Annotated in this window: 16 protein-coding genes; 13 read left to right on the forward strand and 3 right to left on the reverse strand. The window is 46.2% G+C overall.

What is annotated here, in order from left to right; all coding sequences use genetic code 11:
- Window positions 1–160: 160 nt before the first annotated feature.
- From BM210_RS11875 to BM210_RS11900, 6 genes are all read left to right on the forward strand, one after another.
- On the forward strand, window positions 161–1,099 hold the full coding sequence (locus tag BM210_RS11875; protein ID WP_091168132.1) for a carbohydrate ABC transporter permease: 939 nt from the start codon (window positions 161–163) through the stop codon (window positions 1,097–1,099).
- Window positions 1,099–1,941, forward strand: a complete 843-nt coding sequence (locus tag BM210_RS11880; protein ID WP_091168134.1) for a carbohydrate ABC transporter permease — start codon at window positions 1,099–1,101, stop codon at window positions 1,939–1,941. The genes BM210_RS11875 and BM210_RS11880 overlap by 1 nt, the downstream gene beginning before the upstream one ends.
- An 85-nt stretch (window positions 1,942–2,026) precedes the next feature.
- Window positions 2,027–3,796, forward strand: a complete 1,770-nt coding sequence (locus BM210_RS11885) for a cache domain-containing sensor histidine kinase (protein WP_091168136.1) — start codon at window positions 2,027–2,029, stop codon at window positions 3,794–3,796.
- A complete protein-coding gene (locus BM210_RS11890) occupies window positions 3,793–5,286 on the forward strand; it encodes an ABC transporter substrate-binding protein (protein ID WP_091168139.1) in 1,494 nt (497 codons plus the stop codon). The genes BM210_RS11885 and BM210_RS11890 overlap by 4 nt, the downstream gene beginning before the upstream one ends.
- A gap of 73 nt (window positions 5,287–5,359) precedes the next feature.
- Window positions 5,360–7,006: a response regulator gene (locus tag BM210_RS11895; RefSeq protein WP_091168140.1), complete on the forward strand. Its 1,647-nt coding sequence runs from the start codon at window positions 5,360–5,362 to the stop codon at window positions 7,004–7,006.
- A 45-nt stretch (window positions 7,007–7,051) separates the two neighbouring features.
- A complete protein-coding gene (locus BM210_RS11900; protein ID WP_091168143.1) occupies window positions 7,052–8,014 on the forward strand; it encodes a helix-turn-helix transcriptional regulator in 963 nt (320 codons plus the stop codon).
- Window positions 8,015–8,023: 9 nt separating this feature from the next.
- Here the strand turns inward: BM210_RS11900 and BM210_RS11905 are convergent, their stop codons facing one another.
- A complete protein-coding gene (locus BM210_RS11905; RefSeq protein WP_091168145.1) occupies window positions 8,024–8,524 on the reverse strand; it encodes a GNAT family N-acetyltransferase in 501 nt (166 codons plus the stop codon).
- Window positions 8,525–8,743: 219 nt separating this feature from the next.
- Here BM210_RS11905 and BM210_RS11910 point away from each other — a divergent pair, with 219 nt between their 5' ends.
- A complete protein-coding gene (locus BM210_RS11910) occupies window positions 8,744–9,259 on the forward strand; it encodes a DinB family protein (RefSeq protein WP_091168147.1) in 516 nt (171 codons plus the stop codon).
- A 34-nt stretch (window positions 9,260–9,293) separates the two neighbouring features.
- Here the strand turns inward: BM210_RS11910 and BM210_RS11915 are convergent, their stop codons facing one another.
- Both BM210_RS11915 and cysK read right to left on the reverse strand, forming a co-directional pair.
- Entirely contained in the window at window positions 9,294–9,845 is a 552-nt protein-coding gene (locus BM210_RS11915; RefSeq protein ID WP_091168150.1) for a GNAT family N-acetyltransferase, read from the reverse strand.
- 200 nt (window positions 9,846–10,045) lie between these two features.
- The gene (gene cysK / locus BM210_RS11920) at window positions 10,046–10,975 is read right to left on the reverse strand and encodes a cysteine synthase A (RefSeq protein ID WP_091168152.1); all 930 of its coding nucleotides are present in this window, start codon (window positions 10,973–10,975) and stop codon (window positions 10,046–10,048) included.
- Between the two features lie 259 nt (window positions 10,976–11,234).
- Between cysK and BM210_RS11925 the strand changes: the two genes are divergently transcribed.
- From BM210_RS11925 to BM210_RS11950, 6 genes are all read left to right on the forward strand, one after another.
- Window positions 11,235–12,173: an alpha/beta hydrolase gene (locus BM210_RS11925; protein WP_091168154.1), complete on the forward strand. Its 939-nt coding sequence runs from the start codon at window positions 11,235–11,237 to the stop codon at window positions 12,171–12,173.
- Window positions 12,174–12,445: 272 nt separating this feature from the next.
- Complete coding sequence (locus tag BM210_RS11930) at window positions 12,446–13,774, forward strand: extracellular solute-binding protein (protein ID WP_091168157.1); 1,329 nt, start codon at window positions 12,446–12,448, stop codon at window positions 13,772–13,774.
- Window positions 13,775–13,872: 98 nt separating this feature from the next.
- Window positions 13,873–14,751 carry a carbohydrate ABC transporter permease gene (locus tag BM210_RS11935; RefSeq protein ID WP_091168159.1) on the forward strand — a complete coding sequence of 293 codons (879 nt, stop codon included), beginning with the start codon at window positions 13,873–13,875 and terminating at the stop codon, window positions 14,749–14,751.
- A 16-nt stretch (window positions 14,752–14,767) separates the two neighbouring features.
- Entirely contained in the window at window positions 14,768–15,646 is an 879-nt protein-coding gene (locus BM210_RS11940) for a carbohydrate ABC transporter permease (protein WP_091168162.1), read from the forward strand.
- A gap of 61 nt (window positions 15,647–15,707) precedes the next feature.
- Entirely contained in the window at window positions 15,708–17,486 is a 1,779-nt protein-coding gene (locus BM210_RS11945) for a sensor histidine kinase (RefSeq protein WP_371263459.1), read from the forward strand.
- On the forward strand, window positions 17,464–19,029 hold the full coding sequence (locus BM210_RS11950) for a helix-turn-helix domain-containing protein (protein WP_091168164.1): 1,566 nt from the start codon (window positions 17,464–17,466) through the stop codon (window positions 19,027–19,029). Before BM210_RS11945 ends, BM210_RS11950 begins: the two co-directional genes overlap by 23 nt.
- Window positions 19,030–19,053 lie beyond the last annotated feature (24 nt).

The following is a 19,053-nucleotide window of genomic DNA, read 5'->3' on the forward strand; positions in this document are numbered from 1 at the left end:
AAACGAATATCTGAATGGCGCAGGTTCACCGTTTAGGGTAAACCTGCCGCCCATACAGATAGATCAATATTTATATCAAAATACTAGGGAACAACAGCGATCGGAGCAACACTCTGACCGCATAGCGGTATGTATTCACCGCCCCTTTAGGAGTGATCAAATGAGTATTAATGCAGCCGCATCCACCGCTGCAGTGCCTTCACGTCCTTGGCTCACTGAGCGACGAAGAAGCCGATTGGCGGCTTACCTGTTTATATCACCGTTCTTTTTACTATTTGCCGTATTTGGGATTTATCCGATATTTTTCACTTTTTATTTGTCCATGTACAAATGGAACGGCATGGGGGAAATGAAGTTCGTTGGGCTGAAAAATTTTGAGCTTGTTTTGACGGACCCAACCTTTTGGACCTCAGTGGGCAATACGTTTATTATGGCTGGGCTGGGTACGATTCCACAGCTCATTCTTGCACTCATCTTGGCTGTGGCATTGAATTCAGCCTTTATTAAAGGAACAAAGCTGCTGAGAGCTATTTATTTTTTACCAAATGTGACTTCGATCGTTGCGGTTACGATGATTTTTAGCGCAGCGTTTGCTAATAAAGGCATGGCCAACTATCTGATTTCCTTAATCGATATGGGACCTTACGCTTGGAATATTCAGAACTGGCCGCTCAAGACGGCAATTGCGACGATGGTGATTTGGCGCTGGACCGGCTATAACGCGATTATTTTTCTGGCGGGCCTTCAAAGCATACCCGGAGATTTATATGAAGCTGCACGAATTGATGGGGCCAACCGGCGTCAATTGTTCACACACATTACGATTCCGCTGTTAAAACCGTTTATTTTATTCACCGTTCTGATTTCAACGATAGGCAGCATTCAGCTGTTTACCGAGCCTTATGTATTTTTAAGTCAGGGAGGATCAGGATCGACCCGCTCAGAAGGCATTACGATGGTCATCTATTTGTATACGGAAGCTTTCCGTAATTCGTTCTTTGGCACTGCGGCTGCAACGGCTGTCATATTATTCATGTTCACTGTTATATTTTCACTGTTGAATACATGGCTGTCCAAACGGATGGGAGGGGAAGCATAATGCCGGTAGGGGAAAAACAAAACATCATTTCACGGATTATTATTTATATCCTGCTCGCAGCAGGCGCGTTCGTATCGGCATATCCCTTTTATTGGATGCTGGTTATTTCCACCCGAACGAGAGATGCGGTATATCAAATTCCTCCTGCTATATGGCCAGGACCTGAGCTGGTCGCCAATTTCTCGCATGCACTGGAACGAATTATTTTCTTCCGAGCGCTGTGGAATTCGTTTATTGTATCAGGTGCGACAACGGTTTCCGTGTTGTTCTTTTGTTCGCTGGCCGGCTTTGCTTTTGCCAAATTCGAATTCCCTGGTAAAAAGCTGCTGTTCGTGCTTGTGCTCGGAACGCTGCTTGTTCCCCAACAGCTGAGCGTATTGCCCAATTATATTCTAATGGCAAAGCTGTCGTGGATAGATTCATATAAGGCGATTATTGTGCCCAGCATGGTTTCGGCCTTTGGTATTTTTTGGATGCGTCAATATATTACAGCCAGTGTTCATACAGAGCTTCTGGAAGCGAGCCGGATCGATGGCAGCGGTTATTTCAATACGTATTGGCGGATCGTCCTGCCAATCATCGTGCCTGCTTTGGCGACACTCGGAATTTTCACTTTTTTAAATACGTGGAACGACTTTTTCTGGCCGTTGGTTGTGTTGAAGAATAATGAAAATTTCACGATTCAGATTGCTCTTCAGCAGTTGTTCAGTCGGAATGATTCGATTGATTACGGCATGATCATGTCGGCTACTTTCTTCGCAACACTTCCTTTATTAATCGTATTTGCGTTATTTAGCCGCTGGTTTATTTCGGGTTTAACCTCAGGTGCTGTAAAAAGCTGAATTATTTACAAGCGGCGCAGCAGGATAATCCACCTTCCAGTGAGAATGTGTAAGTACTGTATGCAACAAATCTGGAGGCTTGGTTATGTCGCTGCGCCATAAAATTATGCTGGGCGTTATCTTGCTTGTGTTTATTCCGATTATTCTGATGGGCAGCGTTACCTATAAACTGTTTTCTGGCGCTATTGAAAAGCAAACGGAGGATTTTTACGCTAACAGCCTGCTGGAGACGGACCGCAAAATCCAATATGCGCTGAATGAAATGAATGTAATCTCCGACCTGAGTATTACCCAGCAGGTTATACAGCAATTTTTGAAACGCAAGTATACTGGAGAGCTTCGGGATAGTGAAGGAGCCGACAGTCGTGAATTACTTAGCAAGCTGAATAATCTGCTATTATCCCATCCGAGAATAACGTCTTTGACTTTATATAATCAAAATGAGCTCGTTCACAGCTCTAAAGCGGCCGCGGCCGCTAGCTATGAAATGCTGAAGCAGCAGCCCTGGTATGGGCAGATGAGAGCTTTAAAGGGACGGCCTTTATGGCTCGGTCCTTATGAAAATGCAGCAGCTACCGACCAGCAGCTTACCCATGTACGTACGATTAAGGATTATTATTCGCTGGAGGATATTGGAACCCTCGTGCTAACCGTAAAGACCGATGCGGTCGATCATGTGTTCTGGGAAGCAGGTACGATCAAGGAAGGCGAAATGATGGTTGTGAACCGTCAGGGACTGGTGCTGTTCAGTAAGTCAGGCCAGCATCTGGGGAAGCAAATCTCCTTTCCCTTTTTGCAGTCCAAGGAGGAGCGTCACGCTTATGTGGACACTTATGAAGGGGAACAAACCTTTATCACCTATTATCCTTCACAAATTACGGGCTGGTATTTAGTCGCTCTGACACCACTTAATCAAATGTATGCGGAAACTTCAGGAATCCGTAATCTGGCGCTGGGTTTGCTTGTTTTTGCTCTGTTGAGTGTGATTTTATTTGATGTCCTGTTCATCCGCAAGCTGGTTCATTCGATCATTTCGGTTGTGAAAGCGCTGCGATTGGCAGAGTCAGGCAAATTTACGGTGGTCAAGCTGGGCAGTGAAGTGTACCGGGATGAATCAGGATTACTGGTTCGGGGCTTTAACCGGATGAGCGGTCAAATTCAGGAGTTGATTCGGAGGGTCGAGGTGGAGCAGCAGAGGAAGAAAGAAGCGGAGATGCAGGCACTTGTGGCGCAGATCAATCCGCATTTTATTTACAACTCTCTGGAAACGATCAATTCGATGGCTGTGCTTCAAGGGAATAAGGAAATCAGCAGATTGGTGATTTCGCTCGGAAAGCTGCTGCGGATCAGTATCAGCGAAACCCAGGAACTCGTTCCGATTGCTACCGAGCTTGAGCATGTTAAGCATTACTTGTTTATACAGACGTGCCGCTTTGGCGATAAGCTTAACTATGAAATGGAACTGCCGGAAGCATGGAAAAGGCACTTGACGTTAAAGCTTATCGTCCAGCCTATTGTGGAAAATGCACTGTATCACGGAATAGAGCCGATGCAGGAAAAAGGCATAATTCGAATCCGTGTCATGGAGGTAGGGAACGATCTCGTCGTGGAGGTTGCGGATAACGGACACGGTATTGAACCAAGTAGGTTGGAGGAGCTTTTTGCGGGACGGCAGCAGAGTGCAGACAAGGCCAGGCACCGCGGCGTAGGCATGAAAAATGTGCATGATCGTCTGCGGATTCGTTTTGGTGGCAGCTACGGCATTATGGTCTGCTCGACCAGCGGCGAAGGCACGATTGTACGGATTCGGATGCCGCGAACATTAGCTGACAGCCAGGGAGGTGGGAGCCTATGAACAAGCGGATTTGCAAGTTGTCGGGCAGCTTGCTGACGTTTAGACGGTCTGTCGGTGAATGGTGCAAGGGGCTTAATGTCACGAGGGCTAACAGGCAGTTGGGCATTCCATTTCAGAAGGATACACCTGTTGATAAAGAACGTTTTGGACAGTGGAACCTCTCTCCTGCGACTGGGAGGCTGCGCATTGTCCTCACTGGCTTGTTGGTAAGCATTTTGGTCGTCATAGGCGTGGGGTGTGCCTTGGAATCACAGCCTAAGGCGACAGAAAAGATCAAGCTGAGCTTTCGCCATGTCTGGATACAGGAGCACAACGCGCAGATGTTAAAAATCGTATCTGAGGTGATTAAGCAATTCGAGCTGGATCATCCGAACGTGCGGATTGATTTTGAAGGCTTGGATCAAACGGTTCACCGCGAGCAGCGTTTGAAGAGTGAGATGGTGACCGGCAATATTCCGGATATTTTCGTACTATTCAGCGGCGCCGAAATAGAGCCATACGCACGGGCAGGTCGGCTAATGGATTTGACTGATTTTCTGAAAGAGAATCGTATGGATAACGGCTTTTACGATCTAAGCCTTTGGAGGTTCGGCAGTGGAGTCTACGGTCTTCCCATCGAAGGTTTTGCCGAGCCGGTTTATTATAACAAGCAGTTGTTTGCCGAGTTGGGTCTATCTGTTCCGACAAACTGGGAGCAGCTCGTGCAGGTGATCAACAAGCTGAAGTCAGCGGGGTTGGTTCCCTTTTCACTTGGGAATCAGGAACGTTGGCCGGGGGCGATGCATTATCATTATTTCCTGCAGCGTTTTGCTGGTTCCGCACCGATAGACCAGATTGTGAAAGGGAAAGGGAGTTTCATTAATGCTGATTATGAGCAGGCGACGCAGCGATTTATTGAATTCGCCAAGCTGAATCCGTTCCCGACGTTGTCAGAAACGCGCAGTATTGCTTATGCGGAGAAGCTGTTTTTGGAAGGCAAGGCCGGGATGTTCCTAAACGGCAGTTGGGAGCTTAATTTATTTCAGGGAGAGCAGTCTACGCCGGGGTTCGCTGACAAGGTGGGTGTGTTCAATTTCCCTGTACTATCGGGAACTAAGGAGGCGTCCGTTGGTCTTGCTAGCGGATATACCTTTGGTCTTGGACTATCTGCTAATCTGGAGGGCGAACACCGTAAGGCAGCGCTTGATTTGATTAAAGCGATTTATGCCCCGGATGTGCAGCGGCGAATTGTATATGAGAGCTTCCGGCTGCCTGCCATGAAAATAGCGGTAGATTATGGTCGGACCGGACCGGTATTCAAACAAATTATCGATTTGCTGGAGACTTCGCCTTCTGCCTTTGTTCCGTATGATAATGCGCTGCCACCTGCTTTGCAAGAGCCTTTCTTTCAGGTTGCCGAGCAGCTGATTGCTGGTAATGTGTCGGCGCAGGAAGCGCTGCAAAGGCTGGAAATCCAGCTGCAGCAGTATTATGAGCTTGTTGGCCAATAGCCATTATGAGCATATAGGGTAATCGTCGATATAGAAACAGTAACCTACGTTTGTTAAGAGGAGGTGTTTTCCATTGTCCAGAATCTATAAGGTTATTCTTGTTGACGACGAGCCCATAATCCTCCGCAGCTTGAAAGTGGCTTTGCCTTGGGAGGACATGCAGATGCAAATCGTGGGAGAAGCGTCGAACGGTGAGCAGGGTCTGAAGCTGATTCAAGCCCACAAGCCAGATATTGTGATCAGTGACATTCGTATGCCGGTTATGGATGGGATTTCGATGATGAAGGAGGCCTTGCATCAGCAGTCCTCATTAGTTTTCGTCCTACTAAGTGGATATGGGGAATTTGAATACGCCAGAGAAGCGCTCCGTTATGGCGCCTCGGATTACTTGCTTAAGCCTGTCGATCATGAAGAGCTTGAGGCTGTCATGCGAGAGGCAAGGAAAAGATTGGAGCAGGAGGCTGAGCTCCAATCTGAAAAGGATTATTTGACACGTTCAGCGCAGGCTTTGTCCAGCTTGCTCAGGGAACGGCTGATCAGCAGTATGCTTGAGGGGAATAACAAGCCGTATAATCCGACCTATTGGCTGCAGGGCTGGGATTTGGAGCATCCTTATGTGATGCTTATTGTTGGATTTGATGATACGCTGGAAGTGAATCGCTGGAGCCAGGAGGACCGCAAATTGTGGTTTTTTGCGGTCGGCAACGTGTTGGGCGAATATGGGGGCAAGCGCGGCGCTTTAACGGTATTTCCTTTTCGAAGCGGGGAGTGGGTTTTGCTGCTGCAAAACGGCAATATGGAGGAAGCGGAGCAAACCGCACGCGAAATCATCACGCTAGTGAAAATATGTACGAAGCTTTCGTGCTCGGTCGGGATCAGTAGGCAGCATTCGGGATTGGATGCGTTGTTTGCATGTTATCGCAGCGCACAGCAGGCGCTGTTAGCCCGATTTACCGGAGGACGGGAGCGAGTGTACGCCGATACTGGCGACACCACCACAGCCTCAGCATGGTTGCAGGAAGCGGGAGCAGGTAGTGCTTCTGCTGATCGGTCAGCTTCGGCTGCGCTGCTGTACTGGGAGCAGCGTTTGACGGAAGCTATTGCTGGCTTTGATCGGAGCAGAGTTTCACTGCTGCTGGAAGAGCTGATTAATGAGCTTCGCAATATGGGAAAAGGGCAGGCGGACGCAGCAGCGATGATGATAGAACTCGTTGTTGGGGTCTCTCGGAGGTTGAGCGATTTGAGCGAGGAGCCCTTGACGGCCGTCAAGGAATTAATTTCCCATATTCCACTCTGCGGTACACTGGATGAGTTGGAGCTGCTGCTAAGACATGCTTTGCTGGAATACACAGGACGAACCCTACGGGCGTCCGCTCGTGAGGATGAAGTTCGTACGATCCAGAAAGCCATTGATTATATATCTGGGCGGTTTCATCATGATTTGAGTATAGATGAAGTTTCCGAGTTTATCGGATTGAGCTGCAGTCACTTCTGCGTTCTGTTCAAGAAGGAGAGCGGGGTTACATTTCTCGAATATGTGACCAAGTTGCGGATTGAGCGAGCCTGCTCGATCCTGCGCAATACCGACGTCAAGGTGTACCAGATCGCGCCTTTGGTAGGCTATCAGGATGCCAAATATTTTACACAGGTGTTTCGTAAAATGATTGGCATGACGCCATCCGAATATCGAGCAACGGTTCAGGTGGAAATAGAACATTAAATAAAGCAATGAAGTCTGCTGTCCAGACGAAAGGAATATTGATTCATGTCCAAATCCGATCATATGCTGTCCATATTGTGGATGCTAAAAGCAGGTGAACGAATAACCGCCAGACAACTGGCGGATACATTAGAGATTCATATCCGGACGGTATACCGTTATATCGATGCCTTGTGCGCGAGCGGTGTACCGATTATTGCTGATTCCGGGCATAATGGTGGTTACAGCCTGCTCCACGAATTTAATGAAGCTCCGCTGGTGTTTGATACCCATGAACAAAAAGCCCTGACACAGGCGGCAATGTTCGCGCAGCAGGCAGGGTATCCGTTCGATGATGTTTTAAATCGGGCCATTGCCAAACTCAAGCTGTACACCAATGAGGACCAATTACGAACACTTAGTCGTCACGAAGTGGGTTTTGATGTCATTGGATCGATCTCAGATCCGGCCTTGAAGCCAGTTCTGCAAGAGCTTGAGATGTCGGTTGCCCATGAATATCGACTTCTTATGGACTATCGGACAGGTAACGATACCTCCTCCAAACATCGTCAACTTGACCCCTATGGTCTTGTGAACTGGTTAGGTAAGTGGTATATCATCGGGTATTGCCATCTGCGGTCAGATATTCGCAGCTTTCGAGTAGACCGGATCCTGAATTTATCACGTACAGCAGAAGTATTCAAAAGGCCACCACAGTTCTCGGCAAGCCAATTTTTTCTGAAAAACCTGCTGCCTGACCCCGAACAGAAGGACAAGCTCATTTCCGTGAAAATCCATGGAAAGCCGCAGGCCATTAATGACCTATGTGCACATTGGCTGCTTGGGCATATGCTGGTTGAGCGTACCGACGACCAGGCTCATTTTAAGCTTCATGAACAGGCGATAGTAACACATGCGGCCCACTTTTTAATTCCCTACGGGAAATCGATTCAGGTACTGGAACCCCCGATCCTCAAGGAGAAATTAATGGCGATCGCAGCGGATTTACTGAATTATTATCAAAGCTAGCAAGCTGGATTACGAATTCAACATTTTTTGGAGCACAGCAATATCTAGTTTTCTGTCAAATTTAATGCCAACTTCCTTGAAATAAGCAGCCTGGGTGTACCCATGCTTGTTAAATAGTCCCATGCTGCTGTCATTCTCGATGCAGATCGTTGCTACCAAGCTGTGGAATCCTTCGGAGCGGGCAATGTCTTCAATAAAATGCAGCGCTTTACTGCCGATACCTTGACCTACAAATGCCGGATTCAAATAAATCGTAACCTCACCAGTAATATCATAGGCTTGCTTGTTTTTATGCTGGGTGATGAGCACATAGCCTTTGACAAGCTGATCCTCCAAAATAGCAAAGGAGCGAAAACGGGGGTTGGGGTGTATGACCATAGCTCTCATTTGGTCTAGTGTAAGCAGCTCGGTATTAAAGGAAACGGTCGTATTAGCGACGAAATAATTGTAAATTTCCATAATCTCTCTCAAATGTTCTTCTGCGATAGGAGTGAATAATAATTGCCGCATAATGGGATTCCCTCCGAAATCTAAAATTCACCCCAGGAATTCGAACTTGGAGTGTTATTATTTGGAATCATGATAACTTCACTGACCATAAATGTCAGTCAAGATCGGTTATACTTGTGACAAGAAAGCATTGAAATGGACAGTAGCTGATATGAGGTTACTGCAATTTCAAGTAAGGGACAATGCCTTATTCAAATGATGAGAGAGGGTGCAGGATGAATGAAACATCATGCTATACAATTATACGACTATCATGTTTGGGCGAATGCGAAGCTGATTAATCATTTACAAGAGCTGCCAGGAGAGCTGTATGACAAGGAGGTACAAAGTGTCTTTCCTTCTGTGTCTGTGGTGATGGGTCATATTTATTTGATGGATACGACATGGCTGGGTGTTATGCGAAATGACAGCTTTGAGGAAATCGTTGCCGTCCTTACTCCGCTTAGGGAATCAATCAAGAACAAAAGCCTCTTGGATATGAAAGAGATGTATCTCAATATGACTGAACAATACCGAGCTTTTTTTGCCCGGCAGGAGGATTTGGACAAGCTGATGACCTGTGAGCATCCAACGTACGGCAAGCTGAATGTCCCGATGGTACAATTGGTCCAGCATGTCGTCAATCATGGAACGTATCATCGGGGAAATATAACAGCGATGCTGCGGCAGTTAGGCTTTGAGGGCGTTCCCACGGATTATATTTTTTACTTGTATGCAGCTCAAGCCAATCTATAATGGTCATCATGCAGCTCAGTTTGTGTTGAATTTATCATGTACGCGCATAGGCTCTATTATGAAAATATGAAATATGGTCAAAAAGTGATTCGCCGTCTTTGGGAATCTTACTGTCAGGCTCCGAAATTAGATACAAGGCTTGGTATTTCTCTGGAACCCATATATAGGTGTGAACATAGCTGGTCACAGTAAAGCCGTACTGCTGCCAAAAGTGAAGACGTTGTAAATTGGTTGGATTATCTTCGGACTCAATTTCAATAACGACACCTGTGCTATGCAGCTCGATTTGAGACCACTTGATAATGTAATCCAAAAACAATTTTCCTGTACCTTGACAGCGACTTTTCTCGCGAACTGCCAAATAATCGATGAGCAACCCATCGATCCCTTCCAGCTTCCCAGTTAATGCCATGGCGATGACTTGATTCTGATCGCTGGCGATATGCAGCTGGCATAGCTTTCTCTCGATGGAGCGGCGAATTATCATTTTGGTTTTACTCTTGCTGGGCTCAAAGGCTTGTCTGTAAATAGGGGCTGCCTGCTTCCAAATCTGTTCATCCCAATAATCGATTGTTTGATATTCCATTCGTATTCGACCTCCGACATCTATCATAGCAGAATATACGTATGGAACCAAAATGCACATCGTAGGGAGTAACGAATGAAATCCACATTGGTTTCAGCATTTTGATGGGCTGTCTTGTAGTCTAATCGAAACTAGAAGGCAGCCCATTTCATTGTGACAGCTGAAGACGAATTATGACCCTATCAACCTTCGCACTATGATTACTGAAATAAACTCGTGGATAAATAGCGTTCACCGGAATCGGGAAGTAAGGTTACAATGGTTTTGCCTATATGGTCAGGACGTCTGGCGATCTGGGTAGCGGCATAAACCGCGGCTCCGGAAGAAATTCCAACCACCAGACCTTCCGTTTTTGCCAATAAGCGTGCGGTTTCAAACGCATCGTCACTCTCCACCTTAACGATCTCATCAATAACCGATGGATTATAAATAGAGGGGACGAACCCGGCGCCAAGGCCTTGGAGCTTATGCATACCCCTAGTCCCGCCTGATAGAACAGGGGAATCAAAAGGCTCGACTGCGATGATTTGCACGGATGGTTTTCTTGACTTGAGCACTTCGCCAACACCTGTAATCGTCCCTCCTGTCCCCACTCCACAGACAAAAATATCCACCGAACCCTCTGTATCTCTCCATATTTCCTCTGCAGTTGTAGCACGATGAATTTGTGGATTTGCCGGATTGTCAAATTGCTGAGGCATGAAGGAATCCGGTATTGCAGCTGCCAACTCTGTCGCTTTTCGCATCGCTCCGGGCATACCCTCAGATCCTGGTGTCAACACCAATTCTGCGCCCAGAGCCGTCAAAAGCTTTCTCCGCTCCAGACTGAACGTCTCCGGCAAAGCAATAATCAGCTTGTAGCCTTTGGCGGCCGCTACGAAGGCAAGTGCAATTCCTGCATTGCCACTGGTTGCTTCGATGATTACTGAATTTTTGTTAAGGAGCCCTTGCTCCTCTGCAGTCTGGATCATCGCGTAGCCGATCCGGTCTTTGACACTGCCGGCTGGATTGAGATACTCCAATTTGGAGACAATTCGCGCCTCAAGGTGTTGATGTTTATTGTAATTAGTCAGCTCAAGCAAAGGCGTATTACCGATTAAGTCGGTCAAGCTTTTAGCGATTCGAGCCATAGGTAGATGTCCTTTCTGGAATTAATCCATTTTTTCCACTATGCATAATTGGTTATTATAACATATCATTCGACTTGCCTGTCTGACAAATCAGTTATTTTGATGTAAATCGCGATTTCTTTTTATACGCGAAGCAGGCTTTGTATCTGCCAATAAACTCTTGTTAAAAATGAAAACGCATTGGGCAAATAGAACAATTATCCCTTATAATGAACATAACGGAACAGTATCAACTGAGGCAAGAGCGGAGGCATGTCTTGTGCACACGGAATCATTCACTTTTAAGGATATCGATCAGTTGGATATATTCGTCTATCACTGGAGCTCTGAGGAGCAGCAAGAGCCCCGTGCCATAATTCAAATTGCTCATGGAATGGGGGAGACTGCAGCCCGTTATGAGAGATTCGCGCAATCCTTAGTAGAAGCCGGTTACGAAGTGTATGCCAACGATCATCGGGGACATGGCCTCACAGCAGGACATCCGGATCAGGTTGGAATGACGGGCAGTGAGGGATTCTTAAAAATGACGGACGCCATGGCGCAGCTTACCGATCACATTACAACGAAACATCCGGGTGTGCCTGTTTATTTGTTTGGTCATAGTATGGGCTCGTTTTTGTCACAGCAATATATGTATAGATTCGGTCATCAGGTACAGGGCGTTATCCTTTCAGGTACAAATGGCAAACATTCGCCCGCGCTTCGAGTCGGAATTGTGATTGCTCATATGATGGCTTCACTCAAAGGAAGCGACCACCGCAGTCCGCTGCTTATGCAGCTGTCGCTTGGCAGCTATAACAAGGAATTTAGGCCCAATCGAACAGGCGGCGACTGGCTGAGCCGTGATGAGGCAGAGGTGGACCGATATTTGGCCGACCCGTTTTGCGGGGGGGTATTTACAGCAGGGTTTTTCAGAGATTTCTTCAGAGGACTGGTTGATATTCATCTTCAGAGCAATATGGAGCGCATCCCCAAGCAGCTGCCCATTTTCGTATTTGGCGGTGACCGGGATCCAGTAGGTGGTATGGGCAAGGGAATTCATCAATTGATTGGGATGTATGACAGACTTGGAATCAAACAGGTTACTTGGAAGCTGTATGCTGAAGGCAGGCATGAAATGCTGAATGAAATTAATCGTGAAGAGGTCACAAGCGATGTACTCATGTGGCTTGCGCAGCAATCTTCGATACATGAATAAGATGTAGCGGGCGGTCAACGATAGCACTTATATATGCGATACCGATCATTTGGAAGTGGTTCCTAGTCGCTGTCGAGGGAATGAATTCCAACCTGGCAGGTAATTCTATTCCAATAAAGGGTGAGGCTAATGAGCTTCATCCTTTTTTTCTGATTATTGCGACTGTTGACCAATCTGATATTATTCTACCCCTTTGCTTATGATATTCCCCTTACCGAAAGAGAACGAAGCTTGTAGAATGATCAATAGAACGAGAGGGGAGAATCATACAAATGAAAAAAATAACTAAGATTGCTCTAACAACAATGGTTTCTGCGTCCATGCTTGCCGGATGTGCAGGTGGACAAACAGCTGAAGATAAAGGTGCGGCGGCCGGTGGGGCTAATAAAGAAAAGGTAAAGCTGTCAATTTGGCATAACTGGACAGGCCAGGATGCCAAGGGTATTGCTATGCGTAAAATCCTTGATGATTTCAAAACCCAGCATCCTGAGATCGAGCTTGAAGCAGAAGGTTTGCCGACAGACGGCTTGAAAACTCGTCTACGTACAGTAGCGGCTGCGGATGAAATGCCAGATTTGTTCGTCATGTGGCCAGATGCAATGACCAAGGAATTCGTGAATGGCAAGCTGCTTCAGCCAATCGATGAATTTTTGAACAGCAAGCCGGAATGGAAAAACAATTTCATCCCGAACGCTCTAGATGGTTACACGATTGACAATAAAGTCTACTCTGTCCCGATGAACCTGGCTCTGAGCTCATTTATTTTCTACAATCAAGCTATCTTCGATAAATACAACGTGAAGGTACCGAAAACTTGGGATGAATTGAAAACAGCAATTGACACGTTCAACAAAAACAATGTGATTCCTATGGCATTGGGCAACAAAGCGAACTGGGTCGCTCAATCAACTATTTTCAGTACAATCGGTGATCGTGTAACAGGTACGGAATGGTTCTTGAAGGCTTCCGCTCAAAATGGAGCTAAATTTACCGATCCTGAATTTGTGAAAGCTTTGAGCGTTCTTCAGGATTTGGGCAAATCCAAAGCGTTCCAAGATGGCTTTAATGGTATTGACGAGAACCAAATGATGCAATTGTTCTTCCAAGGTAAAGCTGCCATGTTCATGGATGGCGGTTGGGCAACGGCGAATCTGGTGAACAACGCACCGAAAGAAGTTTTGGATACAACACATATTACGATCCTTCCTGCCATTGATGGCGGAAAAGGCGAAGCGCAATCCACAGCAGGTGTGGTTGGAACTGGTTTAGGTGTAAGCAAGAAGCTTTCTGGAGCTAGAAAAGATGCAGCGATGGAATTATTCTACGCTTTGTCAGGACCAGAAGGACAAAAAGCGACTTTGGGCAGCAGCACATTGGTCAGCTACAAAATTGATGTAGACAAAAGCAAAGCTCATCCATTATTCGTTGAGTTGAGTGAGTTTTCAAAAAATGTAAAAATAAGTCCGGTTTACGATTCCAAATTAAGCTCTGCTGCAGTTGAAGTTATCAATAACGGACTGCAAGAATTATTGATGGGAGCAAGCCCGGAAGCTGTTGCCAAAAAAGTACAGGATGCGCAAGCAGGCGCGCTTGGTAAATAAGTACGTTGTATATGTAAGATATTGGAGCAAATGAACATCGGTACGAATCAGCCCTCCCTTGCGGAGGGCTGATTATTTGGAAAAAGGAAGTGAGAGAGATGAAAACACTGAACATGCGCCGTTTTATCGTAATGGGCTTGCTGCCATCGATATTGATTTATACGTTATTCGTATTTGTGCCTGTGATCTGGTCTGCATATTACGGTTTCTTTGAATGGAAAGGCATTGGCGAAGCCAAATTCATCGGTTTGAAAAACTACGTGGAAGTTATTCACGATACTATATTTTGGCGTGCTTTGAAAAATAATATTATATTTGTGCTTGCCTCTGTTTTTGGTCAGCTGCCGCTCGCATTGATTCTAGCTATTGTGCTGTTCAAAAATAATTTTTTACAGCGGTTTTTACGTTCCGCCGTATTTATGCCGATGGTTATGTCTTCAGTCGTAATCGGGATGATCTGGCAATATATTTATCACCCACAAATCGGTATTCTTAATTTCCTGCTAGACTATTTAGGATTAGGCAGCTTGAAAATGCAGTGGCTTTCTGACAGCAACATAGCCATCTACTCGCTAATTCCTCCGCTTACTTGGAGTTTCGTCGGATTATACTTAATTATATTCATATCGGCTTTGCAAAATATACCGGGAGAAATCCATGACGCAGCACTCATTGACGGAGCAACAGGCCCCCGGAAAATGATTTCCGTTACGCTGCCCATGATTTGGACTACCATTCAGGTCGCCATCGTCCTTTGTATCTCAGGGAGCTTGAAGTCCTTTGACCTCGTCTATGTTATGACCAAAGGTGGACCTGCTCATGCGACAGAGCTGCTGGCAACTTATATGTATAACTCCACCTTTTCTTCCTATCGTTATGGATACGGAAGTGCAATTTCAACCTCGATCATTATTCTGAGTCTGCTCTTTATCGGTACCAGCCAATGGCTGACGAGCAGAAAGTCAAAGAACGCATAGAAAGGAGGGCATTCACATGAATAAAACCATTTCGCCATATTCACAAGCAGCTCCAACCAAGTCCAGATTATCAACGAAAAAATGGAGACAAACCATTTTTTGGACTCTCATGACGGTATATGGTATTTTAACGTTATACCCTTTATTTTGGCTCTTTATCAGCGCCTTCAAAACGAACGCCGAGTTTCTGAACCGTCCTTTCAGCTTGCCTTTATCGTGGCAGTTTGATAACTTTGTCAAAGCTTGGACTACATCCAAAATGGGAACGGCTTTTGTCAATTCGGTAATTGTTTCAGTAGTTTCCTTGGTAATTACGTTATTCATATCTGCCTTAGCTTCTTTTGTATTAGCAAGATTGCAGTTCAGATTTAAAGGTTGGATATTGGCTTTCTTCGTTGTGGGTATGCTGATTCCGATTCACAGCACCTTGGTACCGTTATTTATTTTGATGAAGCAGATATCCTTGTTAAATACTTACTGGGCACTCATTTTGCCTTATACAGCATTTGCCTTGCCTACTGCCATATTTGTACTGGTTGCATATTTGTCTTCAGTCCCAAAGGAAATTGAGGAAGCGGCCTTTATTGATGGAACAGGGCTATGGGGCGTATTTTTGAAAATTATGCTGCCGATTTCAACACCGGCACTTTCGACCGTTACGATACTGAGCTTCCTGCACTCATGGAATGACTTTTCCTTTGCTCTCGTGTTTATTAGCAAATCAGCACTCAAAACTTTGCCTCTGAGTATCGCTACCTTTGCGGACGGGTTCCAAACGGACTATAGTCTGACTCTGGCTGCTATGACGATAGCTGTAGTTCCGACGATTCTAGTATATTTGGTGTTTCAGGAGCAGGTTATGAAAGGTATGACGGCCGGAGCGGTCAAAGGCTAAGGTAGGCTTTATCGGTCTTTGCTCATAGTTAGGATTTTGCAGCAGCAGGAGGGTATGATCAATGCCAGTGTGGCGATGGATGGGAAATTCCTTGGGTCGCAAGCTAACCTTTATTATGCTCGTAACCACACTGATTCCTCTTATGTTACTAGGGGGATTTGCCTATGTCATTTCGTCAAAAATTACGGAGGAAAAAACCGAACAGGCCGGCATTGATACCCTACGTCAAATGGATGGGAATTTGCGTTTTATTATTAAGGACGTGGAGAACATGTCCATTTTTTTGATTGGCCAAAGTAATGTTCAGCAATATATCAACAGCGTGGATGATGATGTAGGGTCCCAGACGCGTATTCGCAGCTTTATGACCAATTTAATCAGCTCGAAGGAATACATCTCCAACGTAGAGATTATTCCTGCTAATTCCAATCCGCCGTTGTCTACAACCAACCTGTATCAATCTGATCTGGACAGTCTTGTCAATGTTCGTGAGGTAACGGGCAAGATGTGGACAACACTTTATCAGGTACAGAACTATGCCGGTAATCAGAGAGTGATCTCGTTTATCCGTCCATTGCGCAGCATTGATGATTATCGGAATCTGGGCTGGCTGACCATTTCACTTGATGAAAAAGTCATTTCTAGATATTGGTCAGAGCCCAAGCTTGGGGATGGCCAAGGGACCGTCGCGCTTCTCAATGAACAAGGGATTGTTCTCTCTGCTACGGATAAAAGCTGGCTTTCTCAATCCTTAAATGAGCTGATGCCCGGCGTGTTGTCCGGGTTAAAGCCGATTTCGTTTGGTGTTTTGAATCATGGTGAAGGCCGTGCCAAGAAGACAATTCTGTATTTCCGAGAACCGTTAGTAGGATGGGTTCTGGTCGGAGTGATTCCGTTTGACCTGTACAGTGCTCAGAACCGATATATTTTGCAGCTTACCGGTGTCGCGGTCGCGCTCTCCATCGTGGCTACAACAGGTCTGATTCTGTTCCTCATTCAACGGATCACCAATCCACTTCGCGTACTGACCCGATTGATAGCTAAGGTCAATCCGGAAGAGCCGCTGCCGCTGTACTCGGTCGCCTCATCCGATGAGATTGGCAAGCTGGCGGAGAGCTACAACATGCTGGGCAAACATATCGAGAAATTGAAGAAGCAAGTGATACGCAACGAAGCGCATAAGAAAGAAGCGGATATGAGGGCGCTTCAGGCCCAGATTAATCCGCATTTTCTGTATAATACCTTATCCTCGATTCATTGGATCGCACTGATGAATGACGAGAAGCGGATAGCGGATATGGTCGGGGCTTTGAGCGATTTCTTACGATTTAGTCTGAATAAAGGCAAGGAATTTTGCCCGGTTCATCAGGAGCTTGCCCATATTAAAAATTATGCGCAGGTCCAATCCATCCGCTATCCGGATAAATTTGATATGGATATCGTGGTTGATCCTGAGCTGCGGGACCGTTATATGCTCAAGCTGCTGCTGCAGCCGCTGGTCGAGAACGCGATGCTTCACGGAATCCAAAAAAAAGAGGGAAAGGGGATGATTTCTGTGTACGTAGAGCAAAAGGCCAATCGAATGAGCTTTCTCGTTCTGGATGACGGAGTGGGGATGACCGAGGAGCAATTGGAGTTAATCCAAAACAACCTGAATCCACCAGATGGGGAGTTATATCCAGATGTAAGCTACGGATTAAGAAACGTCAATGAACGACTGCAGCTTCATTACGGAATGGATGCAGGTCTTGTTATCGAAAGCCGACTGCACGTCGGTACACGTATTTCATTCTCGATCCCGGTTTTGGAGGGGCTGCATGAAAATCATGATCGTCGATGACGAGGTCATCATCAGAACAGGATTAGCTAAAGTCATTAAATGGGATGAGATTGGTATGGAGCTGCTCGAGCCTGCATCTTCTGCTGAGGAAGCACTTGAGCGAATCCCCCTTGAGCGTCCCAATGTGCTGTTGACCGATATTAGGATGACAGGCAAGACAGGGCTTCAGCTTGCGGAAGAGGCGATTCAGATGATCCCGGATCTGGAAGTCATTGTTCTTTCGGGGTATGACGATTTTGCCTATACCCAACAGGCCATCCGTCAAGGTGTGAGCGACTATTTGTTGAAAACGAGCAGACCTGAGGAAATTGTCAAAACGGTTTTGAAAGCGAGACAACGAATTGAAGAAAAATGGGCTGCGCATAGTCAGGATCATTACAAGAACAAGGAAGCGCGTAATCGTACCTTTGAGCGTTGGATCATGAGTGGGGAAGCGGGACCGATCGATCGTCATTTGCTAACCACCTACTTACCTGGGCTGTTCGGTGATAGGGACACACTTGGAAGTGAGCTGCAGGTGTTTATTGTAACGGCGGAAGGCTGGGAGGACTCACCTTCGTCAGCCTCTCTACTTTTATTTGCAGTGGAGAATATGCTGCAGGATTTGTTGAACTGCGAGACACTGCTGGAGAAAAAAAGGGTTATTGCTGCGATACGGTTGGGGGGCGGCAGTGATAACGGGATGCAGCACCTCCGTTTTATTTTTCAAAAAATAGAGAGGCTGCTGAAATGCAAAATGTATGCGGCTTTTGGCACCGCTGTCCAGCAGCCTGAGCATATGCATGAATCGTATACAACGGCTAGTGATGCCTTTAGCTACAAAACTTTAATCAATGAAAGCATTTGGCTGTACGAGGATATTGTCAAACGCAAAGGCGGAAAAACGGTCTGCACACACGATGAGGAGCTGGAGCTGTCTTCTATTTTGCTTGAAGATGATTCGGTTGCCCTGAAGGGCTGGGTACAGCGGTTTATTCAGGTGCAGCTGGAGGATCCGCAGGTGACGCTTCAATCGTTGGAGGCTCTAATTCATTCAGTTGCGATCTCAGCTCACCGTTGGCTGGAGCGAGTTATTGCAGCAACCGGACGCGAGAGTACACTGGACGAGAGCCCGAAGCATTTTCAGCTGAAGCTTAGTGTGACGCCGAAGGATACACTATTTCAATATTTAAATGCTGTGATGAAGCTGTACCACAATCGTCTGGGTGAAGGGCAAGCAACTCATGCGCAGAAGGCAATGGCTTATATTGAAGAGCATTTGGGCAGTGACGTGGGACTGCAGCAGGTTGCCCGGCATGTGCATTTGCATCCGAACCACTTGAGTGAGGTTTTTAAAAAGGAGACAGGGATTACCTTCGGAGATTACGTGACCAAGCAAAAAATACAACGGGCGATGGAAATATTAACGATTTCACCCGCCAAAATTACCGAGGTCGCAGCAGGAGTCGGCTACGAGGACGTCAAATATTTTAGCCAAATCTTCAAAAGATATACAGGCAAAACACCAAGCGAATTTCGTGAGGCATCCCTCCGTAATGATTAGCATCCTAGATGTCCGATGAATAAG

The organism is Paenibacillus sp. 1_12 (genome assembly GCF_900114475.1).
Lineage (GTDB): Bacteria > Bacillota > Bacilli > Paenibacillales > NBRC-103111 > Paenibacillus_S.